The organism is Streptomyces carminius, assembly GCF_002794255.1.
GTDB classification, from domain to species: domain Bacteria; phylum Actinomycetota; class Actinomycetes; order Streptomycetales; family Streptomycetaceae; genus Streptomyces; species Streptomyces carminius.
On the sequence record NZ_PGGW01000008.1, the window covers coordinates 243880 to 267920 of the forward strand.

The 24041-nt window shown below is 74.8% G+C and carries 22 protein-coding genes; 11 read left to right on the top strand and 11 right to left on the bottom strand.

The annotated features are described in order from the left end of the window. Positions 1-11 precede the first annotated feature (11 nt). The 6 genes from CUT44_RS01955 to CUT44_RS01980 form a co-directional block, all read right to left on the bottom strand. Complete coding sequence (locus tag CUT44_RS01955; protein ID WP_199185560.1) at positions 12-722, bottom strand: DUF6084 family protein; 711 nt, start codon at positions 720-722, stop codon at positions 12-14. A gap of 38 nt (positions 723-760) precedes the next feature. Then, on the bottom strand, positions 761-970 hold the full coding sequence (locus CUT44_RS01960; protein WP_100200319.1) for a hypothetical protein: 210 nt from the start codon (positions 968-970) through the stop codon (positions 761-763). Beyond that, positions 967-1743 carry a DUF5947 family protein gene (locus CUT44_RS01965; protein ID WP_146252157.1) on the bottom strand — a complete coding sequence of 259 codons (777 nt, stop codon included), beginning with the start codon at positions 1741-1743 and terminating at the stop codon, positions 967-969. The genes CUT44_RS01960 and CUT44_RS01965 overlap by 4 nt, the downstream gene beginning before the upstream one ends. A 54-nt stretch (positions 1744-1797) precedes the next feature. Further along, complete coding sequence (locus CUT44_RS01970) at positions 1798-2418, bottom strand: NifU family protein (RefSeq protein ID WP_100200321.1); 621 nt, start codon at positions 2416-2418, stop codon at positions 1798-1800. An 11-nt stretch (positions 2419-2429) separates the two neighbouring features. Next, entirely contained in the window at positions 2430-4220 is a 1791-nt protein-coding gene (locus CUT44_RS01975; protein WP_100200322.1) for a nickel-dependent hydrogenase large subunit, read from the bottom strand. Between the two features lie 76 nt (positions 4221-4296). Next, positions 4297-5349, bottom strand: coding sequence for an NADH-quinone oxidoreductase subunit B family protein (locus CUT44_RS01980; RefSeq protein ID WP_100200323.1), 1053 nt, complete (start codon positions 5347-5349; stop codon positions 4297-4299). Positions 5350-5757: 408 nt separating this feature from the next. Here CUT44_RS01980 and hypA point away from each other — a divergent pair, with 408 nt between their 5' ends. The 7 genes from hypA (at position 5758) to CUT44_RS02015 (ending at position 13301) form a co-directional block, all read left to right on the top strand. Next, positions 5758-6165 carry a hydrogenase maturation nickel metallochaperone HypA gene (hypA, locus tag CUT44_RS01985; protein ID WP_100200324.1) on the top strand — a complete coding sequence of 136 codons (408 nt, stop codon included), beginning with the start codon at positions 5758-5760 and terminating at the stop codon, positions 6163-6165. Further along, the gene (gene hypB / locus CUT44_RS01990; RefSeq protein ID WP_100200325.1) at positions 6165-7031 is read left to right on the top strand and encodes a hydrogenase nickel incorporation protein HypB; all 867 of its coding nucleotides are present in this window, start codon (positions 6165-6167) and stop codon (positions 7029-7031) included. Before hypA ends, hypB begins: the two co-directional genes overlap by 1 nt. Positions 7032-7132: 101 nt before the next feature. After that, positions 7133-9481: a carbamoyltransferase HypF gene (hypF, locus tag CUT44_RS01995; RefSeq protein ID WP_233221125.1), complete on the top strand. Its 2349-nt coding sequence runs from the start codon at positions 7133-7135 to the stop codon at positions 9479-9481. A gap of 79 nt (positions 9482-9560) precedes the next feature. Continuing rightward, complete coding sequence (locus CUT44_RS02000; RefSeq protein ID WP_100200327.1) at positions 9561-9890, top strand: HypC/HybG/HupF family hydrogenase formation chaperone; 330 nt, start codon at positions 9561-9563, stop codon at positions 9888-9890. After that, positions 9887-11041: a hydrogenase formation protein HypD gene (gene hypD, locus CUT44_RS02005; protein WP_100200328.1), complete on the top strand. Its 1155-nt coding sequence runs from the start codon at positions 9887-9889 to the stop codon at positions 11039-11041. Before CUT44_RS02000 ends, hypD begins: the two co-directional genes overlap by 4 nt. A 127-nt stretch (positions 11042-11168) precedes the next feature. Next, positions 11169-12158 carry a hydrogenase expression/formation protein HypE gene (gene hypE / locus CUT44_RS02010; protein WP_100200400.1) on the top strand — a complete coding sequence of 330 codons (990 nt, stop codon included), beginning with the start codon at positions 11169-11171 and terminating at the stop codon, positions 12156-12158. Positions 12159-12464: 306 nt separating this feature from the next. After that, positions 12465-13301 carry an AfsR/SARP family transcriptional regulator gene (locus tag CUT44_RS02015; protein WP_158239555.1) on the top strand — a complete coding sequence of 279 codons (837 nt, stop codon included), beginning with the start codon at positions 12465-12467 and terminating at the stop codon, positions 13299-13301. A gap of 116 nt (positions 13302-13417) precedes the next feature. Here the strand turns inward: CUT44_RS02015 and CUT44_RS02020 are convergent, their stop codons facing one another. Beyond that, a complete protein-coding gene (locus tag CUT44_RS02020; protein ID WP_100200330.1) occupies positions 13418-14728 on the bottom strand; it encodes an MFS transporter in 1311 nt (436 codons plus the stop codon). Positions 14729-14798: 70 nt separating this feature from the next. On the opposite strand from CUT44_RS02020, the gene CUT44_RS02025 reads away from it, so the two are divergent. Together CUT44_RS02025 and CUT44_RS02030 are read left to right on the top strand one after the other, a co-directional pair. Continuing rightward, positions 14799-15809: a GlxA family transcriptional regulator gene (locus tag CUT44_RS02025; protein WP_100200331.1), complete on the top strand. Its 1011-nt coding sequence runs from the start codon at positions 14799-14801 to the stop codon at positions 15807-15809. Between the two features lie 449 nt (positions 15810-16258). Further along, positions 16259-17020, top strand: coding sequence for a sigma 54 modulation/S30EA ribosomal C-terminal domain-containing protein (locus CUT44_RS02030; RefSeq protein WP_100200401.1), 762 nt, complete (start codon positions 16259-16261; stop codon positions 17018-17020). Positions 17021-17137: 117 nt separating this feature from the next. Here CUT44_RS02030 and CUT44_RS02035 read toward each other — a convergent pair whose 3' ends face one another. After that, positions 17138-17770 carry a DUF4360 domain-containing protein gene (locus CUT44_RS02035; RefSeq protein ID WP_100200332.1) on the bottom strand — a complete coding sequence of 211 codons (633 nt, stop codon included), beginning with the start codon at positions 17768-17770 and terminating at the stop codon, positions 17138-17140. Between the two features lie 743 nt (positions 17771-18513). Here CUT44_RS02035 and CUT44_RS02040 point away from each other — a divergent pair. Continuing rightward, complete coding sequence (locus tag CUT44_RS02040; protein WP_100200333.1) at positions 18514-18999, top strand: GNAT family N-acetyltransferase; 486 nt, start codon at positions 18514-18516, stop codon at positions 18997-18999. Here CUT44_RS02040 and CUT44_RS34795 read toward each other — a convergent pair. Then, complete coding sequence (locus CUT44_RS34795; protein WP_408646697.1) at positions 18947-19465, bottom strand: RICIN domain-containing protein; 519 nt, start codon at positions 19463-19465, stop codon at positions 18947-18949. The genes CUT44_RS02040 and CUT44_RS34795 overlap by 53 nt on opposite strands. Positions 19466-19672: 207 nt before the next feature. Continuing rightward, entirely contained in the window at positions 19673-22633 is a 2961-nt protein-coding gene (locus CUT44_RS02050; RefSeq protein WP_233221114.1) for an AfsR/SARP family transcriptional regulator, read from the bottom strand. A gap of 182 nt (positions 22634-22815) precedes the next feature. Here CUT44_RS02050 and CUT44_RS02055 point away from each other — a divergent pair, with 182 nt between their 5' ends. Continuing rightward, positions 22816-23385 carry an AMIN-like domain-containing (lipo)protein gene (locus tag CUT44_RS02055; RefSeq protein WP_100200335.1) on the top strand — a complete coding sequence of 190 codons (570 nt, stop codon included), beginning with the start codon at positions 22816-22818 and terminating at the stop codon, positions 23383-23385. Between the two features lie 129 nt (positions 23386-23514). On the opposite strand, the gene CUT44_RS02060 is transcribed toward CUT44_RS02055, so the two are convergent. Further along, complete coding sequence (locus CUT44_RS02060) at positions 23515-23991, bottom strand: DUF2000 domain-containing protein (RefSeq protein ID WP_100200336.1); 477 nt, start codon at positions 23989-23991, stop codon at positions 23515-23517. Positions 23992-24041: the final 50 nt, after the last annotated feature.

Below are 24041 nucleotides of genomic sequence, written 5' to 3' on the forward strand. Positions count from 1 at the left end.
CTCCGGTGGTCTCAAGGAGTTCTGGAAGTGCCGGAAGGCCCAGGGCTCGCCGGGACGGTGCCGTCCGCCCGGTCGAGCAGGGCGGCGACGGTCTCGTCCCAGGTGCCCAGCACCCGCCGGATCCGGTGGGTGTCGAGCCGGTCGTAGGTCTCCCGGGACAGCCGCAGCCAGGGGCTGCCGCCGAAGTAGCGGTCCAGCAGGCCGTGCCACAGCCCGGCGGGCAGCCGGTAGGCGGCACCCTCGGCCCAGGAGATCTGGGCCGTGCCCAGCCGGCCGTCGGCGGCTTGGAAGAAGACCGTGCCGCCGAAGAGGAAGTCCAGCGGCACCTCCCCGTCCCGTACGGCGAGCAGGTACTTGGTGACGGCCAGTTCGGTGTCGCAGGTGCACGGAAGGGTCAGTTCGGCCACGGTGGTGTCCTCGAACGGGGGCACCACCGTCGTGATCCGGGTCCAGACCAGAGGGCGCAGGGTGGTGCCCCACTGTTCCGGCAGGCCGAACAGCTCGGTCAGGGACCGCTGTTCCCGTTCGCCGTGGCGGCGGCGGGCCACGTCGATCCGGACGGTGGTCGCCAGGCTGACCGAACGGACGGGGCCGCCGCCGGTCCGGGTGATCCGCAGTCCGAACCGCAGGGTGGGCACCGCGGCGAACCGCTCCGGCTCCGCGCCGGTGATCTCGAAGGACAGGGACGGGATGGCGTGCCGGGCGGCCGGGCCGCCCGGCACGGCTCCCGGTGCGCCGGCCGGGGTGCTGCCGGGGCCGGTCACGGCGGGGACAGATTCGGCATCTCGGGCAGGATCGGGTCGCGGCGGCCGGGGTCGATGCCGGTCGACCGGCGGGCCGTGGAGCGGTCGTCGGGCAGATGGCCCGGGGACTTCTCGTAGGAGCCCAACTCGTTGCCCTGCCTGACGCCCCTCACATGGGCCGCCCTGTCGGGCCGCACATCGGGTTTGCCCACGGTGATACCGCTCATGACGCCTCCTTACGGGTCGCTGATCGGGATGCGGTCGGATGCGGCGGGGGAGAAGGACCGGCGGCACGGCCGGCGGGGAGGGAGCGGAAGAAGTCCCCGATGTGCCGCCACACCTCGGGCCCGCCGTTCAGGCCCCTCCAGTGGGCGCGCACCACGGCCGTCAGGCGGTAGCAGTCGTCCAGCGGGACGATCCAGTGCTCCCGGACTCCTTCGGTCCGGTCGACCAGCAGGGCCTCGACGTCGTCGGCCGGTGCCGCGGAGTCCGGGGCGCACGCCGCCAGCCCGCTCTCCACCTCGTGCCAGTGGTGCGGGTCCACGGTGGCGCGCAGCAGCCCCATCGGGCTCGGGTAACCGGCCCGGACCTCGCCGGACTCCCCGGCGCGGGTGAAGAACGCCAGGCCGACGGGGACGCCGAGCCCGGCCCACAGCGCGTCGTCGAGCACCTCTCCGGTCAGCCGGACCCTGCGCAGCGGCAGCAGCCGGTAGTGTGCCCCGCCCGCCTCCCGGCGGTCGAACAGCAGGGCGCAGGCGCGGCAGGCGCAGGAGACGGCGTCCGCGCGGATGTCCAGCAGATGGCGGTGCTCCGACGGCAGGGGCTGGGAGCACAGGTCGCACCGCTCCCCGCCGGGGCCTCCGGGGCCGCCGCCGGGGTTGCCCGGGCCGCTGGGGCTCTCCCGTGTCCCGCTCCGTCCGGCCCGGTGGGCCGGACGGAGCGCCAGCCGGCGGAGCCGGGGCGCGGGGAAGGGCCCGACGGGCGGGGTGGGGGGAGGCACGGAGGCCGGGGTGGGGGGAGGCACGGAGGCCGGAACCGTCTCCGCCACGGCCGCTCACCCGCCCCGCTCGGCGGTGAGCGCGGGTTTGCGGAAGAGGCTGTCCACCGGGATGAGCGCGGCGGGTGCCGTCACGGGAACGGTCTCGACGTCCGGGTGTCCGATCTCGGGCGCGGCGGCGGACACCGCCTCCCGCACGGCCCGCTCCAGCGCCGGTGCCGAGGACGAACAGCCGCGCCCGCCGGCCCGCAGCCGGATCCGTGCCGTCGTGCCGGAGACCTCCAGCAGTTCCGCCTCGCTCCCGTCGAAGGCCGGCCGGCGGCGCAGCGCCTCCAGCGCCCGGCGGACCCGGGTCTCCGGCGGATCCGGGTGCAGGTCGTGCACCAGCAGCAGGTGGCCGACGAGTTCGTCGGCCGCGAGCCGGTGCGCCGGCCCGGTTCCGCCGTCCCCCGCACCGTCGCCTCGGTCCGCGTCACCGGCGTCACCGGAGTCGCCGGAGGCGCACCGGCCGAGGTGGTCCATGATCCGGGCGAGGCACTCGCCGTAGATGTCCACCAGTGTCTCGACCGTCTCGACGGCCCGGGCCGCCGCGGCGCTGTCCGGCAGGGCCTCCAGCCCGGCCAGCAGTTCCTCGGCCCGTGCCACCCGTGCGCGGGCGTACTCGTCGTCCCAGGTCATGGCGGCCGCCCCTACGCGAGTGCGCCGAGGGTCGGCGAGTGGCTCTGGAACAGGGTGCGGCCGCGGCCCAGGTACATGTGCACCCCGCACGGCAGGCACGGGTCGAAGCTGCGCACGGTGCGCATGATGTCGATGCCCTTGAAGTCCTCCGGCCCGTTCTCCTCGAAGATCGGGCAGCCCTGGACGGCGTCCTCGTACGGCCCCGGGGTGCCGTAGAAGTCCCGGGGACTGGCGTTCCAGGGGGTCGGCGGGTACGGGTGGTAGTTGGCGATCTTTTTGTCGCGGATCACCAGGTGGTGGGAGAGCACCCCGCGCACGGCCTCGTGGAAGCCCACGCCGATGCCCTCGTCGGGCACCTCGAAGTCCTCGAAGGTCTTGGTGCGTCCGGCCCGTACCTCCTCCAGCGCCTTGTCCACGAAGTGCAGGGCCATGGCGGCGGCGTAGGCGACGAAGTACATCCGGGCCCGGTTGCGCTCGATGGTGTTGGGGAAGGGCGGGGGCGTCCACTCCAGCCGCGTCTCGGGCATGCCGGGGGTCTTCGGCAGGTCGATCTCGACGCTGTGCCCGGTGGAGCGGACATAGGGGGTGCGCACCTTGCCGGCCAGCGCGGTGGCCCACAGCCGGGCGATCGGGCCGCCCCCGGTGTCCAGGGCGAGGAAGTCGTTCGTACGCCTGTCGTACCAGCGGGGACTCATCACCCAGCTGTACTTGCCGCCCTCCGTCAGCTCGCGCTTCTGCGGGGCCGGGAGGGTGGTCTGGTTCCACGGGTGGCGGGGGTCGACGGGGTTGCCGAGGGGGTCCTTGGCGACGTACGTCTCCTCGCCGATCCAGTCCTCGTAGTACGAGCTGCCCAGCAGGATCCGCATGCCCAGGTTGATGTCGACCAGGTCGGTGGTGACCAGCTCGTTGTCGACGACGATGCCGGGGGTGACGAACATGGCGTTGCCCCACTCGTTCATCGTCCGGTAGTCGTAGTCGACCACCTCGGGATCCTGGAAGGCTCCCCAGCAGCCCAGCAGGGTGCGGCGGCGGCCGACCTCCTCGTAGCCGGGCAGTGCCTCGTAGAAGAAGTCGAAGACGTCGTCGTTGAGGGCGACGGCCCGCTTGACGAAGTCCAGGCAGCGCGTCAGGCGCACCAGGTAGTCGGTGAAGACCTGTGGTGTGGCCACCGTGCCGACGCCGCCGGGGTAGAGCGTGGAGGGGTGGACGTGGCGGCCCTCCATCAGGCAGCACATCTCACGGGTGAGCCGGCTCATGGTGAGGGCTTCCTTGTAGGTGGAGCCCTCGAAGGGGTTGTAGGAGCGCATGATGTCGGCGATCGTCCGCTGGCCGTGCACGTCGCCGCGCGGCGCCGGGGTCCGCTCGGCGCGTTCCAGCACTGCGGGGTTGGTCTCCTTGACCATGCGCTCGCAGTAGTCGACGAAGACCATGTTGTCCTGGAAGATCGTGTGGTCGAACATGTACTCGGCCGCTTCGCCCAGATTGATGATCCAGTCCGCGAGCGGCGGCGGCTTCACCCCGTAGGCCATGTTCTGGGCGTAGATCGAGCAGACGGCGTGGTTGTCCCCGCAGATGCCGCAGATGCGGCTGGTGATGAAGTGCGAGTCGCGGGGGTCCTTGCCCTTCATGAAGACGCTGTAGCCGCGGAAGAGCGAGGAGGTGCTCCGGCACTCGACGACCTCCCGGTTGGGAAAGTCGATCTTCGTGTAGATGCCCAGGTTGCCGATGATCCTGGTGATGGGATCGAACGCCACCTCGGTGAGGGTGCGCTGTTCGGCCGGGACGGTCTGGCTCGTCGTCACGGGGCGGTCCTCTCGGGCGTCTTCGGGGGCTTCGGCGTCCCGGGGAAGGCCGGGGCCATCGTCTTGGCGGGCATCGTCAGTGGCCGGTCCGGCGCGGCTGGTAGCCGGAGGTCAGCTCGGCGCGGTTGTGGCGCCACTTGGGCTCCTTGTTCGCGGTCCGGTTGGTGATGGCGCGCAGCGACCGCACCAGCGGCCCGTAGGCGTTGCTCAGGAACGCGGACGACACGCTGCCGCCGGGGGGCTCGTCCATGAAGGGCATGAACTTGTCGGGGAAGCCGGGCATGGTGCAGGCGATGCAGATGCCGCCGACGTTGGGGCAGCCGCCGATGCCGTCCATCCAGCCCCGCTTGGGGACGTTGCAGTTCACCACCGGGCCCCAGCAGCCGATCTTCACCTGGCATTTGGGGGAGTTGTAGTCCAGCGCGAAGTCGCCCTGCTCGTAGTACGCGGCCCGGTCGCAGCCCTCGTGGACGGTCTTGCCGAACAGCCAGGTCGGCCGCAGCTGGTCGTCCAGCGGGATGGGCGGTGCGTGGCCCGCCGCCTGGTGGAGCACCCACAGCAGGGTCTCCATGAAGTTGTCGGGCTGTACGGGGCAGCCGGGGATGTTGACGATCGGCAGCCCGCCGGCGGAGCGGAAGTCCCAGCCCAGGTAGTCGGCCAGGCCCATGCAGCCGGTGGGGTTGCCCGCCATGGCGTGGATGCCGCCGTAGGTGGCGCAGGTGCCGATCGCCATCACCGCGTAGGCCTTGTGCGCCAGCCGGTCGATCCACTGGTTGAGGGTGATGGGCTCGCCGGTGTCGGGGTCGTTGCCCAGCGAGGTCCAGTAGCCGTCCCCGTTGATGTTCTCGTTGGGCACGGAGCCCTCGATGACGAGGACGAACGGGCCCAGCTCGTCGTCGGCGGCCCGGTGGAAGGCGCGGGTGAAGCCCTCGCCGGTCTCGTAGGCCAGCACCTTGTTGTGCAGGTGCACCTTCGGGATGCCCGGGATGGCGCCGAGGACGACGTCCTCCAGGCTCGGCAGCGTCGCGGCGGTGACCGCGACGGTGTCGCCGTCGCAGCTCATGCCCTCCGAGATCCACAGGACGTGGACCTCCTCGACGCCGCTGGGGGCCGGTGCGTCGGTACTCATGGCGTCTTCCTCCCTGGAGCCTTCGGGACGGGCGGGGACGGGCCCGGTCCGGGGACGGCGTGGGCGAGGGCCCGAGAGCCCCCGGCAGCCGACCGCCTCAGAAGTCTGGCATTGCACGCAAACAACTACAATTCGGACGCGCGGGAGTGGGAGGGCGTCAGCCGGATGCCCCGGCCGGGGCGGGCCGGGGAGACCGGTACCCGTCGCCCCGCCGGGAAGGACGAACCGCACGAGACCCACCGGGCAGTGCTCCGCGTACCGGGCCCCGCTCCGGGTGCGGCGCCCGGCGGGTGGTCGCGGGGGAGCGGGCGCATCGGTCCCGGTGGCGTGGGCCGGACGGGCGAACTCGGTGCCACGCCGTGGCGGCGCCCCCGGCGGACCCGCCGCGGCTGGCTAGCGTGACGCCCCATGCACGAGCTGTCGATCGCCGCCGCCGTCGCCGAGAGCGCCCGGGACGCCGCCCGCCGCCACGGTGCCGCCTCGGTGGAGTCGGTGCGGGTAAGGGTCGGTGAACTGTCCGGGGTGGTTCCCGACGCCCTGCGTTTCTCCTTCGAGGTGGTCACCGAGGACACCGTGCTGGCCGGCGCCGCACTCGTCGTCGAGGACGTGCCCGCCCGGGCCCGCTGCGGGGACTGCGCCGGGCAGTTCGCCCCGGGTACACCACCGCGGCTGTGGTGCCCCCGATGCCGGGGCGCGGCGGTGGAGCTGGTGGCCGGACGGGAACTGGAGATCGTCGATGTGACCCTCCCGGGAGGCGACGGCTGTGCCGGGAACCACCCGGCGCGGCGGGACGCACAGCAGAGGGAGAGCGCGTGATGTGCCGGACCGTCGACCTGAAGCAGGCCGTACTGGCGAAGAACGACCGGCTGGCGGACACGCTGCGCGCGTGGCTGTCCGGCCGCGGGACCGCCGCCGTCAACCTGCTGTCCAGCCCGGGCAGCGGCAAGACCGCCCTGTTGGAGCTCCTGCTGGCGCGGGCCGCCGGGCGCGGTGTGCCGGTCGCCGCGCTCACCGCCGACCTCGCCACCGAGAACGACGCCCGGCGGCTGGCCAGGTCCGGGGCACCGGTGAAGCAGGTACTGACCGGCGGACTGTGCCATCTGGAGGCCGAGCAGCTGCGCGGGCACCTGGCGGACTGGCTGCCGGACGGCACCCGGGTGCTGTTCGTGGAGAACGTCGGCAACCTGGTCTGCCCCGCCGCCTACGACCTGGGCGAGACCCTGCGGGTGGCGCTGATGTCGGTCACCGAGGGCGAGGACAAACCGCTCAAGTACCCGACGGCCTTCGGCCTGGCGAACCTGGTCGTCCTCACCAAGACGGACCTCGCCCGGGCCGCGGGCTTCGACGCGGAGGCGTTCGCCGGGAACGTCCGGCAGGTCAACCCGGGCGTGGCGGTACTGCCCACCTGCGCCCGCACCGGCCGGGGCGCGGACGAGCTCCTGGAGCGAATCCTGGCCGTGTGCGAGGGCGAGCCGCCGCACCGGCCGCCGCTGGCGGCCCGGCATCTGGACGAACACCGGCACGACCACGGGTCCGGCCACGCGCACCCGTACGGCCACGACCACGGGGCCGGCCACGACCACGACCACGGGCACCGGCACGGCCACGCACCCGAGCCGGCCGTCCCGCACTCCGGGACCGGTACCGGTCCCGGTCCCGGTACCGGAGCACCCGTCCGGTGACGGCCCCGCAGGAGAGCGGCGCGGGCGCCACCGGGACGGCCACCGCCGCCCACCGTGACCCGGCGGTCCCCGGCCCCGGCACGGTCCGTCGCCGGGTCACGGTGGGCGGCACCGTCCAGGGCGTGGGGTTCCGCCCCTACGTCCACGCCCTGGCCCGCGAACTGGGCCTGACCGGGCACGTGGCCAACACCGCCGGCGGCGTCGTCGCCGAGGTGGAGGGCGGCGCCGACGCGGTGGAGGCGTTCTGCCGACGCGTCGCGGAGCGGCCCCCGCCCCTGGCCGTGGTCTCCTCGGTGACCTGTGAGACCGTGCCCCCACTGGGCGTCGCGCGGCCGGAGGCGGAGTTCACCATCCGGCCCTCGCGGTACGGCGAGGGCCGCACCCGGATTCCGCCCGACACCGCCACCTGCGCGGACTGCCTGCGCGAGCTGGCCGACCCGGCCGACCGCCGCCACCGCCACCCGTTCATCACCTGCACCCACTGCGGCCCGCGGTTCACCATCGCCACCGCGCTGCCCTACGACCGGGCGGCCACCACCATGGCCGCCTTCCTCCTCTGCCCGGCCTGCGCCCGCGAGTACGCCGACCCCGCCGACCGCCGCTTCCACGCCCAGCCCGTCGCCTGCCACGACTGCGGCCCCCGGCTGCGGCTGACCCCCGCCGGCAGCGCCTCCGGCCCGCCCGGCGCCCCGGGCGGGCCCGCCGCCGAGGGCGCGGCGGCGCTCGCGGCCGCCCGTCTGCTGCTGGCCGACGGCGCGGTCGTTGCCGTCAAGGGCCTCGGCGGCTACCACCTGGCCTGCGACGCCACGAACCCCGCTGCCGTCGCCGCCCTGCGCGAGCGCAAGGCACGCGGGACGAAACCCTTCGCGGTGATGTGCCCCGATCCCGGCGCCGCCGCCCGCCTCGCCCACCTCGGGGCGGCCGAGCGCCGCGTCTTGGCCGGCCGCCACCGCCCCATCGTGCTGCTGCGCCGCCGCACCGACGGCGGGCCGGACCCACTGGCCCCCGGCGTCTGCGACGGCAGCCCCGACGTGGGGGTGCTGCTGCCCTACACCCCGCTGCACCGGCTGCTCCTCGGCCTGCCCGGGGACGCCCCCGGACCGGCGGTGCTGGTGATGACCAGCGGCAACCGCTCCGGTGAGCCCATCGTGACCAGCGACCGCGAGGCGCTGGACCGGCTGGCCGGCATCGCCGACGCCTGGCTGTGGCACGACCGGCCCATCGCGTCCCCCTGCGACGACTCCGTGGTGCGCGTCCGCCCGGACGGCGGCGAGGTCGTGCTCCGCCGCTCCCGCGGGTACGTCCCCGACCCGATCGAACTGCCCGTGCCCCTGCTGCCCGCGCTGGCGGCCGGCGGCGACCTGAAGAACGCGCTGTGCCTGGGCGAGGGCCGAACCGCCTGGTTCGCCCCGCACCTCGGGGACCTGGACGGCCCGGCCGCCCTGCGCGCCCTGGACGGCGCCGAGCGGCGGATGCGGGTCCTGACCGGGGTCGACCCGAAGGTGCTGGCCGCCGACCGCCACCCCGGCTACCGGTCCACACGCTGGGCCCGCGCCCGCGCCCGCGCCGTCGGCGGGCCACCGCCGCGCCTGGTCCAGCACCACCACGCCCACATCGCCTCCGTCATGGCCGAGAACGGGCTGGACGGCAGTGCCCCCGTCATCGGCGTCGCCTTCGACGGCACCGGCCACGGCGACGACGGCGCCGTCTGGGGCGGCGAGGTGCTGCTCGCCGACTACGCCCGCCACCGCCGGCTGGCGCACCTGGCGTACGTACCGCTGCCCGGCGGCGACGCCGGGGTCGCCAACCCCTGCCGGATGGCGCTGTCCCAGCTGCGCTCCGCCGGCCTGCCCTGGGACGCGGACCTGCCGTGCACGGCCGCCTGCCCGCCCGAGGAGCGCCGGGTGCTCGCCCGGCAACTGGAGCGCGGCCTGGCCTGCGTACCGACCTCCAGCATGGGACGGCTGTTCGACGCCATGGCCTCCCTGGCGGGCCTGTGCCACCGGGCCGGCCACGAGGCGCAGGCCGCCGTCGCCCTGGAGGCGGCCGCCGCCCGGGCCTGGGCGGACGGCGGTCCCGGCTACTCCTTCGCGCTGCGCCCCGCACCCGGCGGCGACGGGTTCCCGGCGCTGCTCGACCCGGCCCCCGTCCTGCGCGCCGCCGTCGCCGACCTGCGCTCCGGCACTCCGCCCCCGGTGATCGCCGCCCGCTTCCACCGGGCCGTGGCGGAAGCGGTGGAGGCGGCCTGCCGGCTGGCGCGCCGGCGGACCGGTACGACCGTCGCCGCCCTGACCGGCGGGGTGTTCGCCAACGCGCTGCTGGACCAGGAGTGCGAACGGCGGCTGCGCGCGGCCGGGTTCACGGTGCTGCGGCACCACCGGGTACCGCCCGGGGACGGCGGACTGGCCCTCGGGCAGCTCCTGGTGGCGGCCCGCGCCGGTGCCCCGTGACCCGGCGGGCACCGGATCGCCGGGGACCACCCGGCGGCGGAACCGACCCCACCCCCACGACGACGGACGGAGAACACGTATGTGCCTGGCGGTGCCCGGCAGGGTGACCGGGATCGAGGAACGGGACGGCACGCGCATGGCGCGGGTCGACTTCGGCGGAGTGGAGAAGGACGTGTGCCTGGCCTATCTGCCCGAGGTGGAGACGGGCGAGTACGTGATCGTCCACGTGGGCTTCGCGCTCCAGCGGCTGGACGAGGAGTCGGCCCGGGCCTCGCTGGAACTGTTCGAACAACTCGGGCTCCTGGAGGAGGAGTTCGGCGACGCCTGGGAGCGCGCGGCGGCCGAGGCCGGGGCGGCGGGCCGCCCGGAGCCCGCCCCCGCACCGGCGGTACAGGAGGGCAACCGGTGAAGTACATCGACGAGTTCAACGACCCCGCGCTGGCACGGCGGCTCCTGGAGGACATCCACGCCACCGTCACCCGGCCCTGGACCATGATGGAGGTCTGCGGCGGCCAGACCCACTCGATCATCCGCCACGGCATCGACCAGCTGCTTCCCGGGGCCGTCGAGCTCATCCACGGCCCCGGCTGCCCGGTCTGCGTGACCCCCCTGGAGATGATCGACAAGGCGCTGGAGATCGCCTCCCGCCCCGGGGTGGTCTTCTGCTCCTTCGGCGACATGCTCCGGGTGCCCGGCAGCGAACGCGACCTGTTCCGCGTCAAGGGCGCCGGGGGCGACGTACGGGTGGTCTACTCGCCGCTGGACGCCCTGGACATCGCCCGGCGGCACCCGGAGAAGGAGGTGGTCTTCTTCGGCGTCGGCTTCGAGACCACCGCGCCCGCCAACGCGATGGCCGTCCACGAGGCGCGGCGGCACGGCATCCGCAACTTCAGCGTGCTCATCTCGCATGTGCGCGTGCCGCCCGCCATCGAGGCGATCATGAAAGCGCCGCACTGCCGGGTCCAGGCCTTCCTGGCCGCCGGCCACGTGTGCAGTGTGATGGGCACCGCCGAGTACCCCGGTCTGGCCGAGCGCCACAAGGTCCCCGTGGTGGTCACCGGCTTCGAACCGCTGGACATCCTGGAGGGCGTACGCCGCGCCGTCCACCAGCTCGAACGCGGGGAGCACCGGGTGGAGAACGCCTACCCCCGCGCGGTGCGGGAGGCGGGCAACCCCGCCGCCCGGCGGATGCTCCAGGAGGTCTTCGAGGTCACCGACCGGGCCTGGCGCGGCATCGGGGTGATCCCCGGCAGCGGCTGGCGGCTGTCCAGGGCGTTCCGTGAGTACGACGCCGAACACCGTTTCTCCGTCACGGAGCTGACAGCCCGGGAGTCCGAGGTCTGCCGCAGCGGCGAGGTGCTCCAGGGGCTGATCAAACCCAACGAGTGCGCCGCCTTCGGCACCACCTGCACCCCGCGCAACCCGCTGGGCGCCACCATGGTCTCCAGCGAGGGCGCCTGCGCCGCCTACCACCTCTACCGGCGCCTGGACCGTCCGGCGGGAACGACCGGCGGAACGACGGCCGGGAGCACGGAACGGGAGGCGACCTCCGTTGGCTGACGGCACCGACCCCTACACCGACCCGTACACCGGCCCCTGCGCGCCGGCGTCGGCCGGCGACCCCGCGCCGGCGGACCCGGCGAACTGGTCCTGCCCCGCCCCGCTGCGCGACCACCCGGTGGTCGTCATGGGACACGGCGGGGGAGGGGCGCTCTCCGCCGAACTGGTGGAACACCTCCTCGTCCCCGCCTACGGCAACGAGACGCTTGCCGCGCTCGGCGACTGCGCCCAGGTGACACTGGGCGGCGCCCGGCTGGCGATGTCCACCGACTCCTACGTGGTGCGGCCGATGTTCTTCCCCGGCGGGAGCATCGGCGACCTGGCGGTCAACGGCACGGTCAACGACCTGGCCATGAGCGGCGCGCGGGCCGCCTTCCTGTCGTGCGCGCTCATCGTCGAGGAGGGCACCGACATGACGGTCCTGCGCCGGGTGGCGCAGGCGATCGGCACCGCCGCGGCGGCCGCGGACGTCGCGGTCGTCACCGGTGACACCAAGGTGGTCGACACCGGCCACGGTGACGGCGTCTACGTCAACACCGCCGGGATCGGACTGGTCCCCGAGGGCGTCGACATCCGCCCGCAGCGCGCCGCACCCGGCGACGCGGTGATCGTCAGCGGACCTCTCGGGCTGCACGGGGTGGCCGTCATGAGCGTCCGCGAGGGCCTGGAATTCGGGGTGGAGATCTGCAGTGACACCGCGCCCCTGGGCGGCCTGGTACAGGCGATGCTGGCGGTCACCCCGGACATCCACGCACTGCGCGACCCCACCCGCGGCGGGCTGGGCGCCGTGCTGAACGAGATCGCCGCGGCCTCCGGCACCGGCATCGTCCTGGCCGAACGCGACCTGCCCGTGCCCGAGGCGGTGGCGAACGCCTGCGGGTTCCTCGGTCTGGACCCGTTGTACGTGGCCAACGAAGGACTGCTGGTGGCCTTTGTCCCCCGGGAGCACGCCGACGCCGTCCTCGCCGCGATGCGTGCCCACCCGCACGGCGCCGGCGCCACCCTGATCGGGGAGTGCGTGGCGGACCACCCGGGGATGGTGGTGGCCCGTACCGGACTGGGCGGTACCCGGGTGGTGGACCTGCCGCTGGGCGAGCAGCTGCCCCGCATCTGCTGAGTCCCGCCCGGCACCCCACCGGCCCGGCCGGGCCGCGCGGCCGCCCCTGAAGGCGCCGACCGGGCCGACCGGGCCGGAAACAGGCACTCCCGCGCCCCGAACGGGTACGTTCCGGCAGGTGTCCGGACACGTTCGCCGGTCCCGCGGAGGAGCCGGCGGGCAAGCGGTATGTTCCCGGGCGGGTACCTGTCCCGGGCACCACCGGCGGCACAGCGGGGCGAGGACCCACCGGGCCCGCGGGACGCCGTCCGCGGCCCGGCCGCTCCCGCACACCGACGACCCGCTCCCCCGCCGACGAGGTGCCTGTTGAGAATCGAGATCCTGGGCCGGCCGAAGATCATCGCGGACGACGGCGCGGTCCTGCCGGTGACGGGGACGAAACCGGCACTGCTGGTGACGCTGCTGGCGTTATGGGAGGGCAGGCCGGTCGGAGTCCCCCTGATCGGGGAGTTCCTGTGGGGAGACGGTGCACCGGCCTCCGGCGCGGCCAACATCCAGACCTACGTGTGGCGGATCCGCCGGATCCTGCGGACGGCCACCCCCGGCGGAGACGCCCGGCTGGCGTACGGGCCGGGCGCCTACCGTCTCGGTCTGGCCCCCGAGGAGTGCGACTTCCCGGAGATGATGGATCTCCGGGCCGCCGCCGCCGAGGCACTGCGCGAGGAGGACCTGGTGAGAGCCCTCGAACTGTTCCGCGCGGCCCTGCGGCTCTGGCGGGGGGATCCCCTCCCGGCGGCGGGCACGTCCTCCTCCCTGACGCTGCTCGGCGAGTCACGGCGGATGGCGGAGGTACGTCTCACCCTCCACGAGGGGCGGCTCGCGACGGCCCTGGCCCTGGGCAGGCACCAGGGCGCCGCCGCGGAGCTGCGCGGGCTGCTCACCCGGTACCCGTTGCGGGAGCGCCTGCAGCTGCTGCTGATGTGCGCGCTGTGTCTGGAGGGCGATCCCGGCGCCGCCCTCCGGGCCTACCGCGACATGAGCCTGCGGCTCCGCACCGAACGGGGGGCCGGCCCCGGAGAGGGGCTGCGCCGCGCGCACCGGTCGATCCTGGCGGGCGGGAGCGTCTGCCCGCGCGAGACCCTCCGGGCCGTCGCCCCGCCGCGACCGGCCCCCGGGCCGCGGCCACTGCCGACGGGCCGGTGACCACCCGGCACCGGGGCGCCGGGGCGGCGGCCGGGAACAGGAGGCAGGGCGACAGGGGCCGGTACGGTCCCGCCGCTCACCCGCTCACCCGCTCACCCGCTCACCCGCTCACCCGCTCACCCGCTCACCCGCTCACCCGGGGCTCCGGCCGCCGGACCGGGCCGGCCGATCGCCGCCGCCAGCAGGGCCGCCACCGCGCACAGCAGGGCGGAGCCGAACCAGACGAGGTCGTAGGAGCCGAGGGAGTCCCGCAGCAGGCCGCCGGCGAAGGCCATCAGCCCGGCGCCCACCTGGTGGAAGGCGAGTGTCCAGCCGAACACGATCGCGCCGCTTCGCTCCCCGTAGACCTCCCGGACGGCCGAGAGCGCGATCGTCGGCGGCACGGTGGCCACGTCGAGCAGCCCGAAGAAGACGACGAAGGCAATCAGGGGCCAGTGGGCCTCCGGCCCGAGCAGGTAGGGCAGGCACACCAGCGAGAGCGCGCGCATCCCGTAGTAGCACGAGAGCAGCAGCCGGGGATCGTGGCGGTCGGTGAGCCAGCCGGACAGGACCGTGCCCGCCACGTTGAAGACGCCGATGAGCGAGAGCAGCCCGGCCGCGACCGTGGTCGGCATGCCGTGGTCGTGCGCCGCGGGCACGAAACCGGTCCACATGACGCCGTTGGTCGACGCGCCGCAGATGGCGAAAGTGCCCGCTAGCAGCCAGAACGTACGGGTCCGGGCCGCCGCGCGCAGCACCGCCACCGTACGCCGGGCGGCGCCCGGGACCGGAGCCGGCCGGGGGACGGACCCGCCGCTCCCGTAGGGCCGCAGGCCGAGGTCGGCCGGATGGTCGCGCAGCAGCAGCCACGCGAGCGGGACGAGGGCCAGGGCGGCCAGCGCCACCGTCACCGTGACCGGACGCCACTGGTACCGGTCGACGCCCCAGGACAGCAGCGGCAGGAAGGCGAACTGCCCGAAGACGCCCGCCCCCGTCAGGACACCGGTGACCAGGCCGCGCCGCGCGCCGAACCAGCGCTGGACCACGACCGCCGCGAAGCCCATCGCGACGGAACCGCAGCCCAGACCGACCAGGAACCCCCAGTAGAGCGTCAACTGCCAGGGCTGGGTCATGACCGCCGTCAGCGCCGCGCCGGCGCCGACGGCGACAAGGGCGCCCGCGGCCACCCGGCGGAGCCCCAACCGGTCCATCAGGGCCGTGGCGAAGGGCGCGACCAGCCCGCTGACGGCCATGTTCACCCACACGGCGAAACCGATCGAGCCGCGCGACCAGCCGAGGTCCCGGTGCAGCGGGGTGACCAGCAGACCGGGCATGGTGCCGAAGGCGCCCGCGGCCATGACGGTCAGCGCGGCCGCGGCGGCGATCCACCAGGCCCGGTGCACCCGCCCGCCGCGGGTGGCGGACGGAGTCGTGATCGTCTGTGTCATGTGCCCATGCTGTTCGGCCGCTCCCGCGCCGACGAGTGGCCGGATGGACGACATGTGAAAGGATCTGGCCATGGACGTCTTCACGGAATCCGGGCGGCACCGGGTGGCGGTCCTGGTCCGCCACGGTCTGCTGCCGATGGAACTGGGCCTGGTCCACCAGCTGTTCGGCGCGGCCGCCGGAGCCGACGGCACACCGTTGTACCAGGTCGTCACCTGCGCGCTCGGACCAGGAGAGGTCCGCACCACCGCGGACTTCTCCGTGTACGTCGCGTACGGTCCGGACGCCCTGGCGGAGGCCGACACGGTACTTGTCCCGGCCGCGCACGGAGCGGAGGGGGACGAGGACGGGCAGGTGGGGGAGGGGCGGCTGCCGGGCCCGCTCGCCGACGCCCTCGCGCGCGTCCGGCCGGGCACCCGGATCGCCTCGGTCTGCACCGGTGCCTTCGTGCTCGCGGCCGCCGGGCTGCTCGACGGCCGCCGGGCCACCACCCACTGGAAGTCGGCCGAACGCTTCCGGCGGGTGTATCCGGCGGTCCGGCTCGACCCGGACGTCCTCTACACCGACGAGGGCGAGGTGCTCACCTCCGCCGGGGAGGCGGCCGGGATCGACCTGTGCCTGCACATGATCCGCCGCGACCACGGCGCGGCCGTCGCCAACGCGGTGGCCCGCGCCACGGTCGTACCGCCGCACCGCGACGGGGGACAGGCCCAGTACATCCCGCGGCCCGTGCCCGAGCCGCGGCGGTCCTCCACCGGCGCCGCCCGCGCCTGGGCGCTGGAGAACCTCGACCGCCCCGTCACACTGGAGGAGCTGGCCGCCCGGGAGTCCACGAGCGTGCGGAGCTTCACCCGCCGCTTCCGGGAGGAGACGGGCGTCACCGCCGGGCAGTGGCTCGCCCAGCAGCGCATCGTGCGCGCCCGCCAACTGCTGGAGGAGACCGACCTGTCCGTCGACCGGATCGCCGTCGAGGCGGGCTTCGGCACGGCGGTCTCGCTCCGCCGGCACATGCAGCAGGCGCTCGGTGTGACACCCACCGCCTACCGCGCCACCTTCCGCGGTCCGGCGGCGGGCCCGTCCTGAGGCGGGCGCCCCCGGCTCACCGGCCGCGAACAGGTGCAGGGGGGCGCGGGCATCGTCCGTGCCCGCTGCCGCGGTGCCGTGTCCGGACACCGGCAGGTCCGTAGGGGTGTGCCGCGCGCAGTGCGGTGAACGTGGTCGGCGGGAGGGCGGCCCGCCCTCCCGCCGACCCGGCGTCACCGTGCCCCGCGGCAGACCGCGGGCAGCGGGCGCCCCGGTGCCGGGGACGAGCCGGTGGGGCGCCGGGTGGGCCGGGGCGGTGCCGGGGCAGGCGGCCGGTATCCGTTCCGGAGGGGGAGCACCGCCGTCCCCTCCGCAGGCACCGGGCGGTGACCGGGGCCGTCCGGTACGCGCGGCGGGGACGGACGGTACCGGGCGGCGGGACCTTCGGCTCTCCTGCGATCGATCACCCGGCGGCGAAGCTGGTGGTGCCACAACGGCAGGAGGAGACCATGAACCGATCGCAGACGCGTCCCGTCCCCCCGGTCCGGGTGGAGACCCGCGGTGACATGCCCGGCGGCACGGAGGAGTACGCCCGCACCAAGGTGCTGGCGGCCCTGGGCAAGCTCAGGGAGCCGGTTCTGGACACCCGGGTGAAGCTGAGCCTGGCCTCGGGCACCTCCGTCCGGCAGCCGGCGGTCGCCCAGGTGAACGTGGACGTCAACGGGCACCTGGTGCGGGCCCAGGTCGCCGCGGACACGATGCCCGAGGCGATCGACCTGCTGCGGGACCGGCTGGCCGGCCGGCTGGCCCGGGTGTGCGACCACGGCCGGCCGCACCGCGGCCGGGTGCCGTACGATCTGCCGCGTCCGGTGACCGGCCGCCGGATCGTGCGTCACCGGTCCTTCGGCCTTCCCGGCCGGACACCGGCGGAGGCCGTGGAGGAACTGGAGGCCCTGGAGTACGACTTCCACCTGTTCACCGACGCCGTCTCGGGCGTCGACAGCGTGGTCTACCGGACCGGCGCCGGCGGCTACCGGCTGGCGCGGGCCCACGGGGGACTGCCGGTGCCGCTGCCGGCCGACCACCCGTCGGGCGTGGCGCTGGAGGTCAGCGGGATCCCGGCACCCCGTATGGGAGTGGAGGAGGCGGCCTGGCGACTGGAGGCGACCGGACTGCCGTTCGTGTTCTTCGTCGACATCGCCACCGGGCGCGGCAATCTGCTCCACCACCGCCACGACGGCGACTACGGGCTGATCACCCCGGCGGCCTGAGGACGGAGCCGCCCGCCCGGCCGGACCCGAGGGTCCGGCCGGGCGGGCGGCGGTGGTGCGCCCGCGGCTGTCCGCCCGGCGCTCCGTTGCCCGCGCGAGTGCGTCATCCGGCGGGGGTCAGCACTGCTTCCAGACGATGTCGAAGGAACTGCCCGCGGTGCTCGTCGAGCGCATCGCCATGAAGCTGACCGCGTCCCTCGACGAGGACCCGCTGTACACCCGCAGTTCGGTGTTGATGTTGAGGTTCCGCCGCTGGCCGCACGGCGCCCAGACGAGCTCGTCGCTCCCCAGCGAGTCCGTGCTGCTCCAGGAGCTGCGGTACGGACCGTCGAACTCCTGGGAGGTGGTCACGGTCCCGGCGCTGCCCTGGATGTAGTAGGTCGTCTGCTGGAGGGCGCTGGCCCCCGACTGCAGATAGGCGTAACCGCGGTTCTGCACGCCGGAGATGGCGTAGGTGTAGCCCGCGGGGACCGCGATCTCCAGGCTGATCTGGCAGTTCTTGCGGAACTCGGTGGGCGTGGCGACCGGGCCCACCTGGACGAGGTAGTCGTCGTAGGTCACGGTGAAGGAGTCCCGGCCCGAGACCGTGACTCCGGCCGTCCCGGCCGGGCATCCCGAGCCGTTGACGGTCGCGACCTCGATCGCCGCGCCCGCGGGCGGCGCCGTGGTCTCGGCGGGGGCGGCCTGGGGGGACAGCAGCGAGGCGGATAACGCCGCGACGGTTCCGCCGGCGGCAAGAACACCGAGCATGGGGTCTCCAATCGGTCGTACGGGTGTGGCGGAGGACCCCGCGCCGTACCGGGGACGCGCTCGGACACGGTGTGCCGGCTCTTCCCGACTCCGCTGGACCACGGCCTTCCCGGAGCCCGGCCGTACGCCGGCTCGCTCGCGGAGAGCACATCCGGAACCGCGTCGCCTCGGGGGAAGGACGCCGTTCCGCGAAGGTGCGGCTGGCGGGGTGGTGATGCGACTCTGCGTGAAGGCTTTTGCGCTCTGAGGTGCGGGCGGCCTTCGGACCCTTGCTGTGGGAGCGCTCCCAGTGTAGGGACGGGTGCCCCGCCCCGACAGGCGTAAACCGGCCTCCCCGGCCCGGGCGGTGACCAGGAGAGAAGGTGCGCGGGGAAGGAGTGGAACGCAGGCGGCGGGTGCTCCATCACCTGTGTCGCGGAGGCGGGCTTCCGGGTGCGGCCGACGTCCCGTGTGTCGGGCACATGCGCGGTGGCTTGAAATGGACGGCGGCCCTCCGCGGCCTCTCCATGGCCGGGTAAGGGGTGTCCGGCCGGACGGTCGCCGGAGGGGTGGCCGGGCCGCCCCGGAAGGAACGATTCCGGCCGCCTACCGCCTACCGCCCGCCGGGGGAGAGCCTGCCGGGAGGCCGGTCTCCAGCGCCGCGACGACGGCGTCGGCACGGTGGTCGCCGCCCGTCCGGTCCGCCGTACCGCCTTCGGCGGTACGGCGGACCCCGGGGCCCGGGCCCATGCCACGATGGCGGCATGACCGACATCCTCACCGGCATCGACATCCGGCCCGCGCGGGCCGGTGAACTGGCCGCCGTCGCCGAGTTGCGCCGGCGGTGGGCGATGGAGAACGGCAGGGAGCCCGCCGGTACCCGCGAGGAGTTCGTGCGTCACTTCACCGACTGGGCACGGCGCAACGCCGCCTCCCACCGCTGCCTGGTCGCGGTCCGCGGCGAGGCGGTGCTCGGCATGGCCTGGCTGGCGCTCGTCCCCCGGGTGCCCACCCCGCACGCGCCGGAGCGGTTCTCGGGCGACGTGCAGAGCGTGTACGTGGTGCCCGGGGAACGGGACGCCGGGCTGGGCGGCCTGCTCGTCGACGCCGTCGTGGACCTCGCCCGCGGGCTCGGGGCCGAACGCGTCACGGTCCACTCCAGCGTCCGGGCCGTCCCGGTCTACACCCGCCACGGCTTCACCGGCTCCCCCCGCCTGCTGCAGACCGAGGCCACGCGGACGCGCCGCTGACCCCGCCGTCCCGGCCGGCTCCGTCACGGAGCCGGACCGGACGGCGGGACCGGACGGTCGCACCGTCCCGGCCGGGTGTCGGGCCGGCCGCGGCCCAGGCGGCCCTGCGCCACTGCTGGTTGACGCCGCCGGTGCAGTCGTACTGGACGACCTCGGCGCCCTCCTTCGGCGACTGGTCCCGCACGTCGGCGCACTTGCCGCTGTGCCGGGCGGCCAGCGTCTCGTAGGGACCCCCGGCCGCCCTGGACGGGCAGCACGAACGTGGTCTGGGAGCCGTAGGCGGTGGAGTCGCCGATGTCGCGCATGCCGCTCCAGCCGCCGGAGAGGGAGGTGGCGTACTTCTGCTGGTTGGGGCGCCAGCCGGTCGCGCCGGAGGTGAGCATGAAGTACACGCCGTCGCACTTGAACAGTGCCGGGGCCTCCCGGTGGCCGCCGGGCCAGGGGTTCTCCTTCCGGCTTCGGACACCGCGGCTCCCGCCGTGCCGGGCGCGGCCGTGTGGGGGAGCCGGGCCGGAACGGGGCGGTGGGGTCGGGGCCTTTCGGACCGCCCGGGGAGCCGGGGCGTGCGCGCACCAGCGTAGCCGGGAGCGCCGCGCGCGGGACCTCTCCCGGCCCGCGCGAGGCCGCCGCCACCGGCCCGCGGTACGTCCGCCGGCCGGGGCGGCTCTCCCGTTCACCGGCCCGTCCCGTCCGCCGTCGGCGCCCCGCCCGCCTCCGTTCCCGCCGCCCCGGTACTCTCCGGTTCTTCCGGGCCGAGCCGGTGCAGGCGCTCCCGGACCTCCTCGGTGTCGGGGTGGTCGAACTCCACCAGGATGTCCAGGGCCCGCCGCCAGGCCGAACGGGCCGCCGGTCGGTCTCCCGCCGCGTGCCGGGTGTCCCCGATGTGGACGAGGGTGTCGGCCTGCAGATAGCGGTCGCCCAGGTCGAGGTAGAGGCGCAGTGCCCGGTCGAAGCAGCCGAGGGCCTCCTGGTACCTCCCCAGGTGGTGCAGTGCGTAGCCGAGGCTGTCCTGCGCGGCGGCCTCCCCGTTGCGGTCGCCCGTCTCCCGGTGCAGTGCGACCGCACGCGCGCACTGCTCCAGCGCCTCCCGGTGCTCGCCGAGCAGGATGTGGGTCCAGCCGACCTCGTTGAGGACGCTGGCCCGGCCGCTGCGGTAACCGGCCGCGCGGTACAGCCCGAGTGCCTGCCGGTAGTGCTCCAGCGCGTCCTGGTGGCGCTTGTCGCGGTTGGCCGCGAAGGCCAGCAGACGGTGTGTCCGGGCCTGTCCGAGGGGCTCGCCGAGCGCGCCGAACGCCTCCAGCGCTCCGTGCAGGTGCCGGGCGGCCTCCTCCTCCCGCTCCAGCCGCATGCAGGCGAAGCCCAGCGCGCGCTCGGCGTACGCCGCCCCGAGCCGGTCCCCGGCGCCGCGGGCGGCGTCCAGCGCGGCCTGCTGGACGGTGTGCTGGGCGTGCCAGTGACCCAGCCGGTCCAGGAACAGGTCGAGGGTGAAGGCGAGCTGCCAGGACTGTGCGGGGAAACCGGTGGCGGCGGCCCGGGAGACGGCGGTGACCAGCACCTGCCGCTCGGCCTCCAGCCAGGCCATGGCCCGGCGCCGGTCGCCGAACACCTCGGGCACGGCCCCGGTCACCGCCCCGGGCAGCTCGATCGTGTCGCGCTGCGGATGGAACAGCGTCAGCACGCCGTACGCGGTGTGCAGACAGTGGTCGAACATCCGGCGCAGCGCCGCCCGCCGCTCGGCCTCGCCGTCGGTCTCGTCCAGTAGCTCGGCGGCGTAGACGCGCAGCAGGTCGTGGCAGGTGTAGCGGCCCGGTGCACGCTGGACCAGCAGATGGGCACCGGTCAGCGCCGCCAGCGGCACCCGGACCCGGCGCGGTTCGAGTCCCGCCAGGGCGGCCGCCGCGGAGACGGAGATCTCCGGGCCGGGATGCAGCGCCAGCAGCCGGAAGAGCCGGGCCGCTTCGGGCGGCAGCGCGCGGTAGGACCAGGAGAAGACCGTCCGGGCGTCGGCGGCCGCCTCGCCGCCGGCGAACGCGTCCAGACCGCCGGGGCCCTCCCGCAGCTCCTCGGCGATGGCGCGCAGCCCGAAGTGCGGATGGGTGGCGGCCCGGGCGGCCACGACGGCCAGCGCCAGCGGCAGCCGCGCGCACCGCCGGACGATCTCCCGCACCGCCTCCGGTTCGGCCGCCGTCCGCTCCCGCCCGATCCGGCGGGCCAGGAGCTGCTCGGCCTCCTCGTCGGAGAGCAGGTCCAGGGGCACCGGATGCGCGCCCTCGGCCGCGACCAGCCCCGCCAGCTGGTCCCGGCTGGTGACGATGACCAGGCAGCCGGCCGTACCCGGCAGCAGGGGCCGGACCTGCCGGGAGTCCCGGGCGTTGTCCAGGACGATCAGCACCCTGCGGTCGGCCAGCATGCTGCGGTAGAGCGCGGTCTGCGCGGCGGCGTCGGCGGGGAGGCGCTGCGGCGGGACCCCGAGGGCGACGAGGAACGCGCGGACGGCCTCGGCGGGATCCAGCGCGGCGCCGCCGGGATCGAAGCCCCGGAGGTTGATGTAGAGCTGCCCGTCGGGGAAGCGGTCCGCGATCCGGTGGGCGAAGTGCACGGCCAGTGTCGTCTTGCCGATTCCGGCCATCCCGCCGATGGCGCTGATGACCACGGTGGACGGCTCCCGGCCCGCCGGGAGCAGCGCGTGGACCCGGGCCAGCTCGGCCTCCCGGCCCGCGAACGTGGTGAGCGCGGCGGGCAGCTGGCAGGGGCGCGCCGCGCCGGCCGTCCCGGCGCGGCCGTCCGGGGCCGGCCCGCGGCCGGCCGGCCGGGCCGTACCGCCGGTGTGCCCGGCCTCCGGACCGACGGCCGCGGACCCGGCCGGGGCGGACCCGGCCGGTGCCCGGGAGGCGGCCAGCAGCCCGGCGTACGTACGGCGCAGCGCGGGACCCGGCTCGGCGCCGAGTTCGGCGGCCAGGGCGCGCCGGAGGTCCTGGTAGCTCTCCAGCGCCTCCGCCCGCCGTCCGCAGCGGTACAGGGCCAGGATCAGCAGTTCCCACAGCCCCTCCCGCAGCGGATGGTCGGCGCACAGTGCCCGCAGCCGGGCCACCAGCTCGTGGTGGCGGCCCAGTTCCAGATCCACCCCGAGCGAGGTCTCCAGCACCGTCAGGCGCCGCTCGTCGAGCCGGGCGCGCTCGGTGTGGGCCAGCGGTCCGGGCACTCCCGCCAGCGGGGTGCCCGGCCAGGACTCCAGGGCCTCGCGCAGCAGCTCCCCGGCCCCGGCCGGATCGCCTTCGGAACGCAGTCGCCGGGCGTGTGCCACCCGCTGCTCGAACACCTCCAGGTCCACGGCGGAGGGCGGGACGTCCAGCACGTAACCGGCGGGGGTGGAGACCAGCAGTGCCGGGGGCCGACCGGCGGGCCGGCGCGGCTCCAGTGCCGTGCGCAACCGGGACAGGTAGGCCCGCAGGGTCGCGGCCGCGCCCGGCGGCGGACGGTGGCCCCACAGCGCCTCCGCCAGTCTCCCGGCGGTGACCGGGCGTCCCCGCCGCAGCAGCAGCGCGGCCAGCACCGCCCGCTGCTGGGGCGGGCCGAGTCCGAGCTCCGTACCGCCGCGCCACGCCCGCACCGGCCCCAGAAGACGAAACGTCACTTCATCGGTGCTGTGTGCCTCCACGCGCCGGACCCTAGCGGCTCCCGGCGCCCTCCGCCGGGGCTCCTTTTGCGCCATGTCGCCCCGAAGCTGTCCGATTACCGTTGTTCCGGGCAACCATGACGCCCTGTCAGGTGTCCCACCGTATACAGCCGTACACGGACGATCACGGGGGGTAGGACATGCGACTGCTGAGAACGGCGGCCGCGGTGCTCGCGCTGGCGGGCACCGCGGTGACGGGGACGGCCGGGACGGCCTGGGCCGCGGACGGCCGGACGGGAGCGTCCGCCGCGGTCTGCTCGACCGGGTGGGGCAGCGGCCTGAAGTCGGCCGGCCACTCGCAGGCCGAGCCGCTGAAGAACATCAGGACCGGTGCGCACGAGTGCTACGACCGCATGGTCTTCGACGTCACCGGCACGACGGAGGAGCTCGGCTACCACGTCGGCTACGTCGACGTCTTCCACCAGGACGGCTCCGGCAAGCCGATCCCGGTCAAGGGCGGTGCCATCCTGCAGATCCATGTGACCGCGCCCAGCTACGACCCGGAGACGGGCGAGGCCGTCTACGCCGCGAGGGCCGGACAGCCGCTCCCGGGGGTGGACCTCACCGGGTACCGGACCTTCCGGGACACCAGGTTCGGGGCCAGCTTCGAGGGGCAGACCCAGGTGGGTCTGGGCGTACGCGCCAGACTGCCGTTCCGGGTGTTCCAGACCGGTGACCGCCTGGTCGTGGACGTCGCACACACCTGGTGACGTCCCACGGCCCGCACGGGATCTCCGGCTGAGCACCCGCTCCGCCCGGCGGACGCGCCCCGCCCACCGCACCGCCGTGCGGTGGGCGGGGCGCGTCCGCCGCTCCGCCCCGGTCAGGAACGTCCCCGGTCAGGGATGCATCCGGGCGCCCTTGAGGACCTTGTCGACGGCGTTGCGCGGCCCGTACACCGCGAGTCCCACCAGATCGAGCAGGCCCGCCGGGACCGCCCGCACCGCCGCCCGGTTGTCGTCGTCGTTGCCGGTGGAGAACAGGTCCGAGGTGAAGACGGACAGCGGCAGACGGCGGCCGAGGGCACGGGTGTGCGCGGACCCCAGGACCTCCTTCGTGCCCTCGAAGACGAGCACGGGCTGCCGGAACATCGGCAGATAGGCGGTGCCGTCGGCGTCGGCGTACGGCTCGCCCACCACCTCGGGGTACCCCGTGCCGAGTCCGCTGACCAGGAACGCGGTCACGTTGAGGCGCTGCCATACGGCGAGGTCTTCGCGGAGGAGTACGGCGATCTTGGTGTCGAAGCGGACGGCGGGCGGGGCCGGGGTGCCGTCCCCGGTGTCCGTGCCGCCGGTCCTCCCGTGCTGAGTTTCCATGGCCCGCAGCCTCCCGCGCACGGCGCGGCGCGGTCTTGTACGTTCCTTGC

What these genes read in the sequence shown, in the direction of transcription:
- CUT44_RS02025 (WP_100200331.1), top strand. Translation starts at nt 14,799, where the DNA reads ATGGACGTCTTCACGGAATCCGGGCGGCACCGGGTGGCGGTCCTGGTC.
- hypE (WP_100200400.1), top strand. Translation starts at nt 11,169, where the DNA reads ATGGGACACGGCGGGGGAGGGGCGCTCTCCGCCGAACTGGTGGAACAC.
- CUT44_RS01960 (WP_100200319.1), bottom strand. Translation starts at nt 970, where the DNA reads ATGAGCGGTATCACCGTGGGCAAACCCGATGTGCGGCCCGACAGGGCG.
- CUT44_RS01970 (WP_100200321.1), bottom strand. Translation starts at nt 2,418, where the DNA reads ATGACCTGGGACGACGAGTACGCCCGCGCACGGGTGGCACGGGCCGAG.
- CUT44_RS02040 (WP_100200333.1), top strand. Translation starts at nt 18,514, where the DNA reads ATGACCGACATCCTCACCGGCATCGACATCCGGCCCGCGCGGGCCGGT.
- CUT44_RS02060 (WP_100200336.1), bottom strand. Translation starts at nt 23,991, where the DNA reads ATGGAAACTCAGCACGGGAGGACCGGCGGCACGGACACCGGGGACGGC.
- hypB (WP_100200325.1), top strand. Translation starts at nt 6,165, where the DNA reads ATGTGCCGGACCGTCGACCTGAAGCAGGCCGTACTGGCGAAGAACGAC.
- CUT44_RS02055 (WP_100200335.1), top strand. Translation starts at nt 22,816, where the DNA reads ATGCGACTGCTGAGAACGGCGGCCGCGGTGCTCGCGCTGGCGGGCACC.
- CUT44_RS01980 (WP_100200323.1), bottom strand. Translation starts at nt 5,349, where the DNA reads ATGAGTACCGACGCACCGGCCCCCAGCGGCGTCGAGGAGGTCCACGTC.
- hypA (WP_100200324.1), top strand. Translation starts at nt 5,758, where the DNA reads ATGCACGAGCTGTCGATCGCCGCCGCCGTCGCCGAGAGCGCCCGGGAC.
- CUT44_RS02000 (WP_100200327.1), top strand. Translation starts at nt 9,561, where the DNA reads ATGTGCCTGGCGGTGCCCGGCAGGGTGACCGGGATCGAGGAACGGGAC.
- CUT44_RS02030 (WP_100200401.1), top strand. Translation starts at nt 16,259, where the DNA reads ATGAACCGATCGCAGACGCGTCCCGTCCCCCCGGTCCGGGTGGAGACC.
- CUT44_RS02020 (WP_100200330.1), bottom strand. Translation starts at nt 14,728, where the DNA reads ATGACACAGACGATCACGACTCCGTCCGCCACCCGCGGCGGGCGGGTG.
- CUT44_RS02035 (WP_100200332.1), bottom strand. Translation starts at nt 17,770, where the DNA reads ATGCTCGGTGTTCTTGCCGCCGGCGGAACCGTCGCGGCGTTATCCGCC.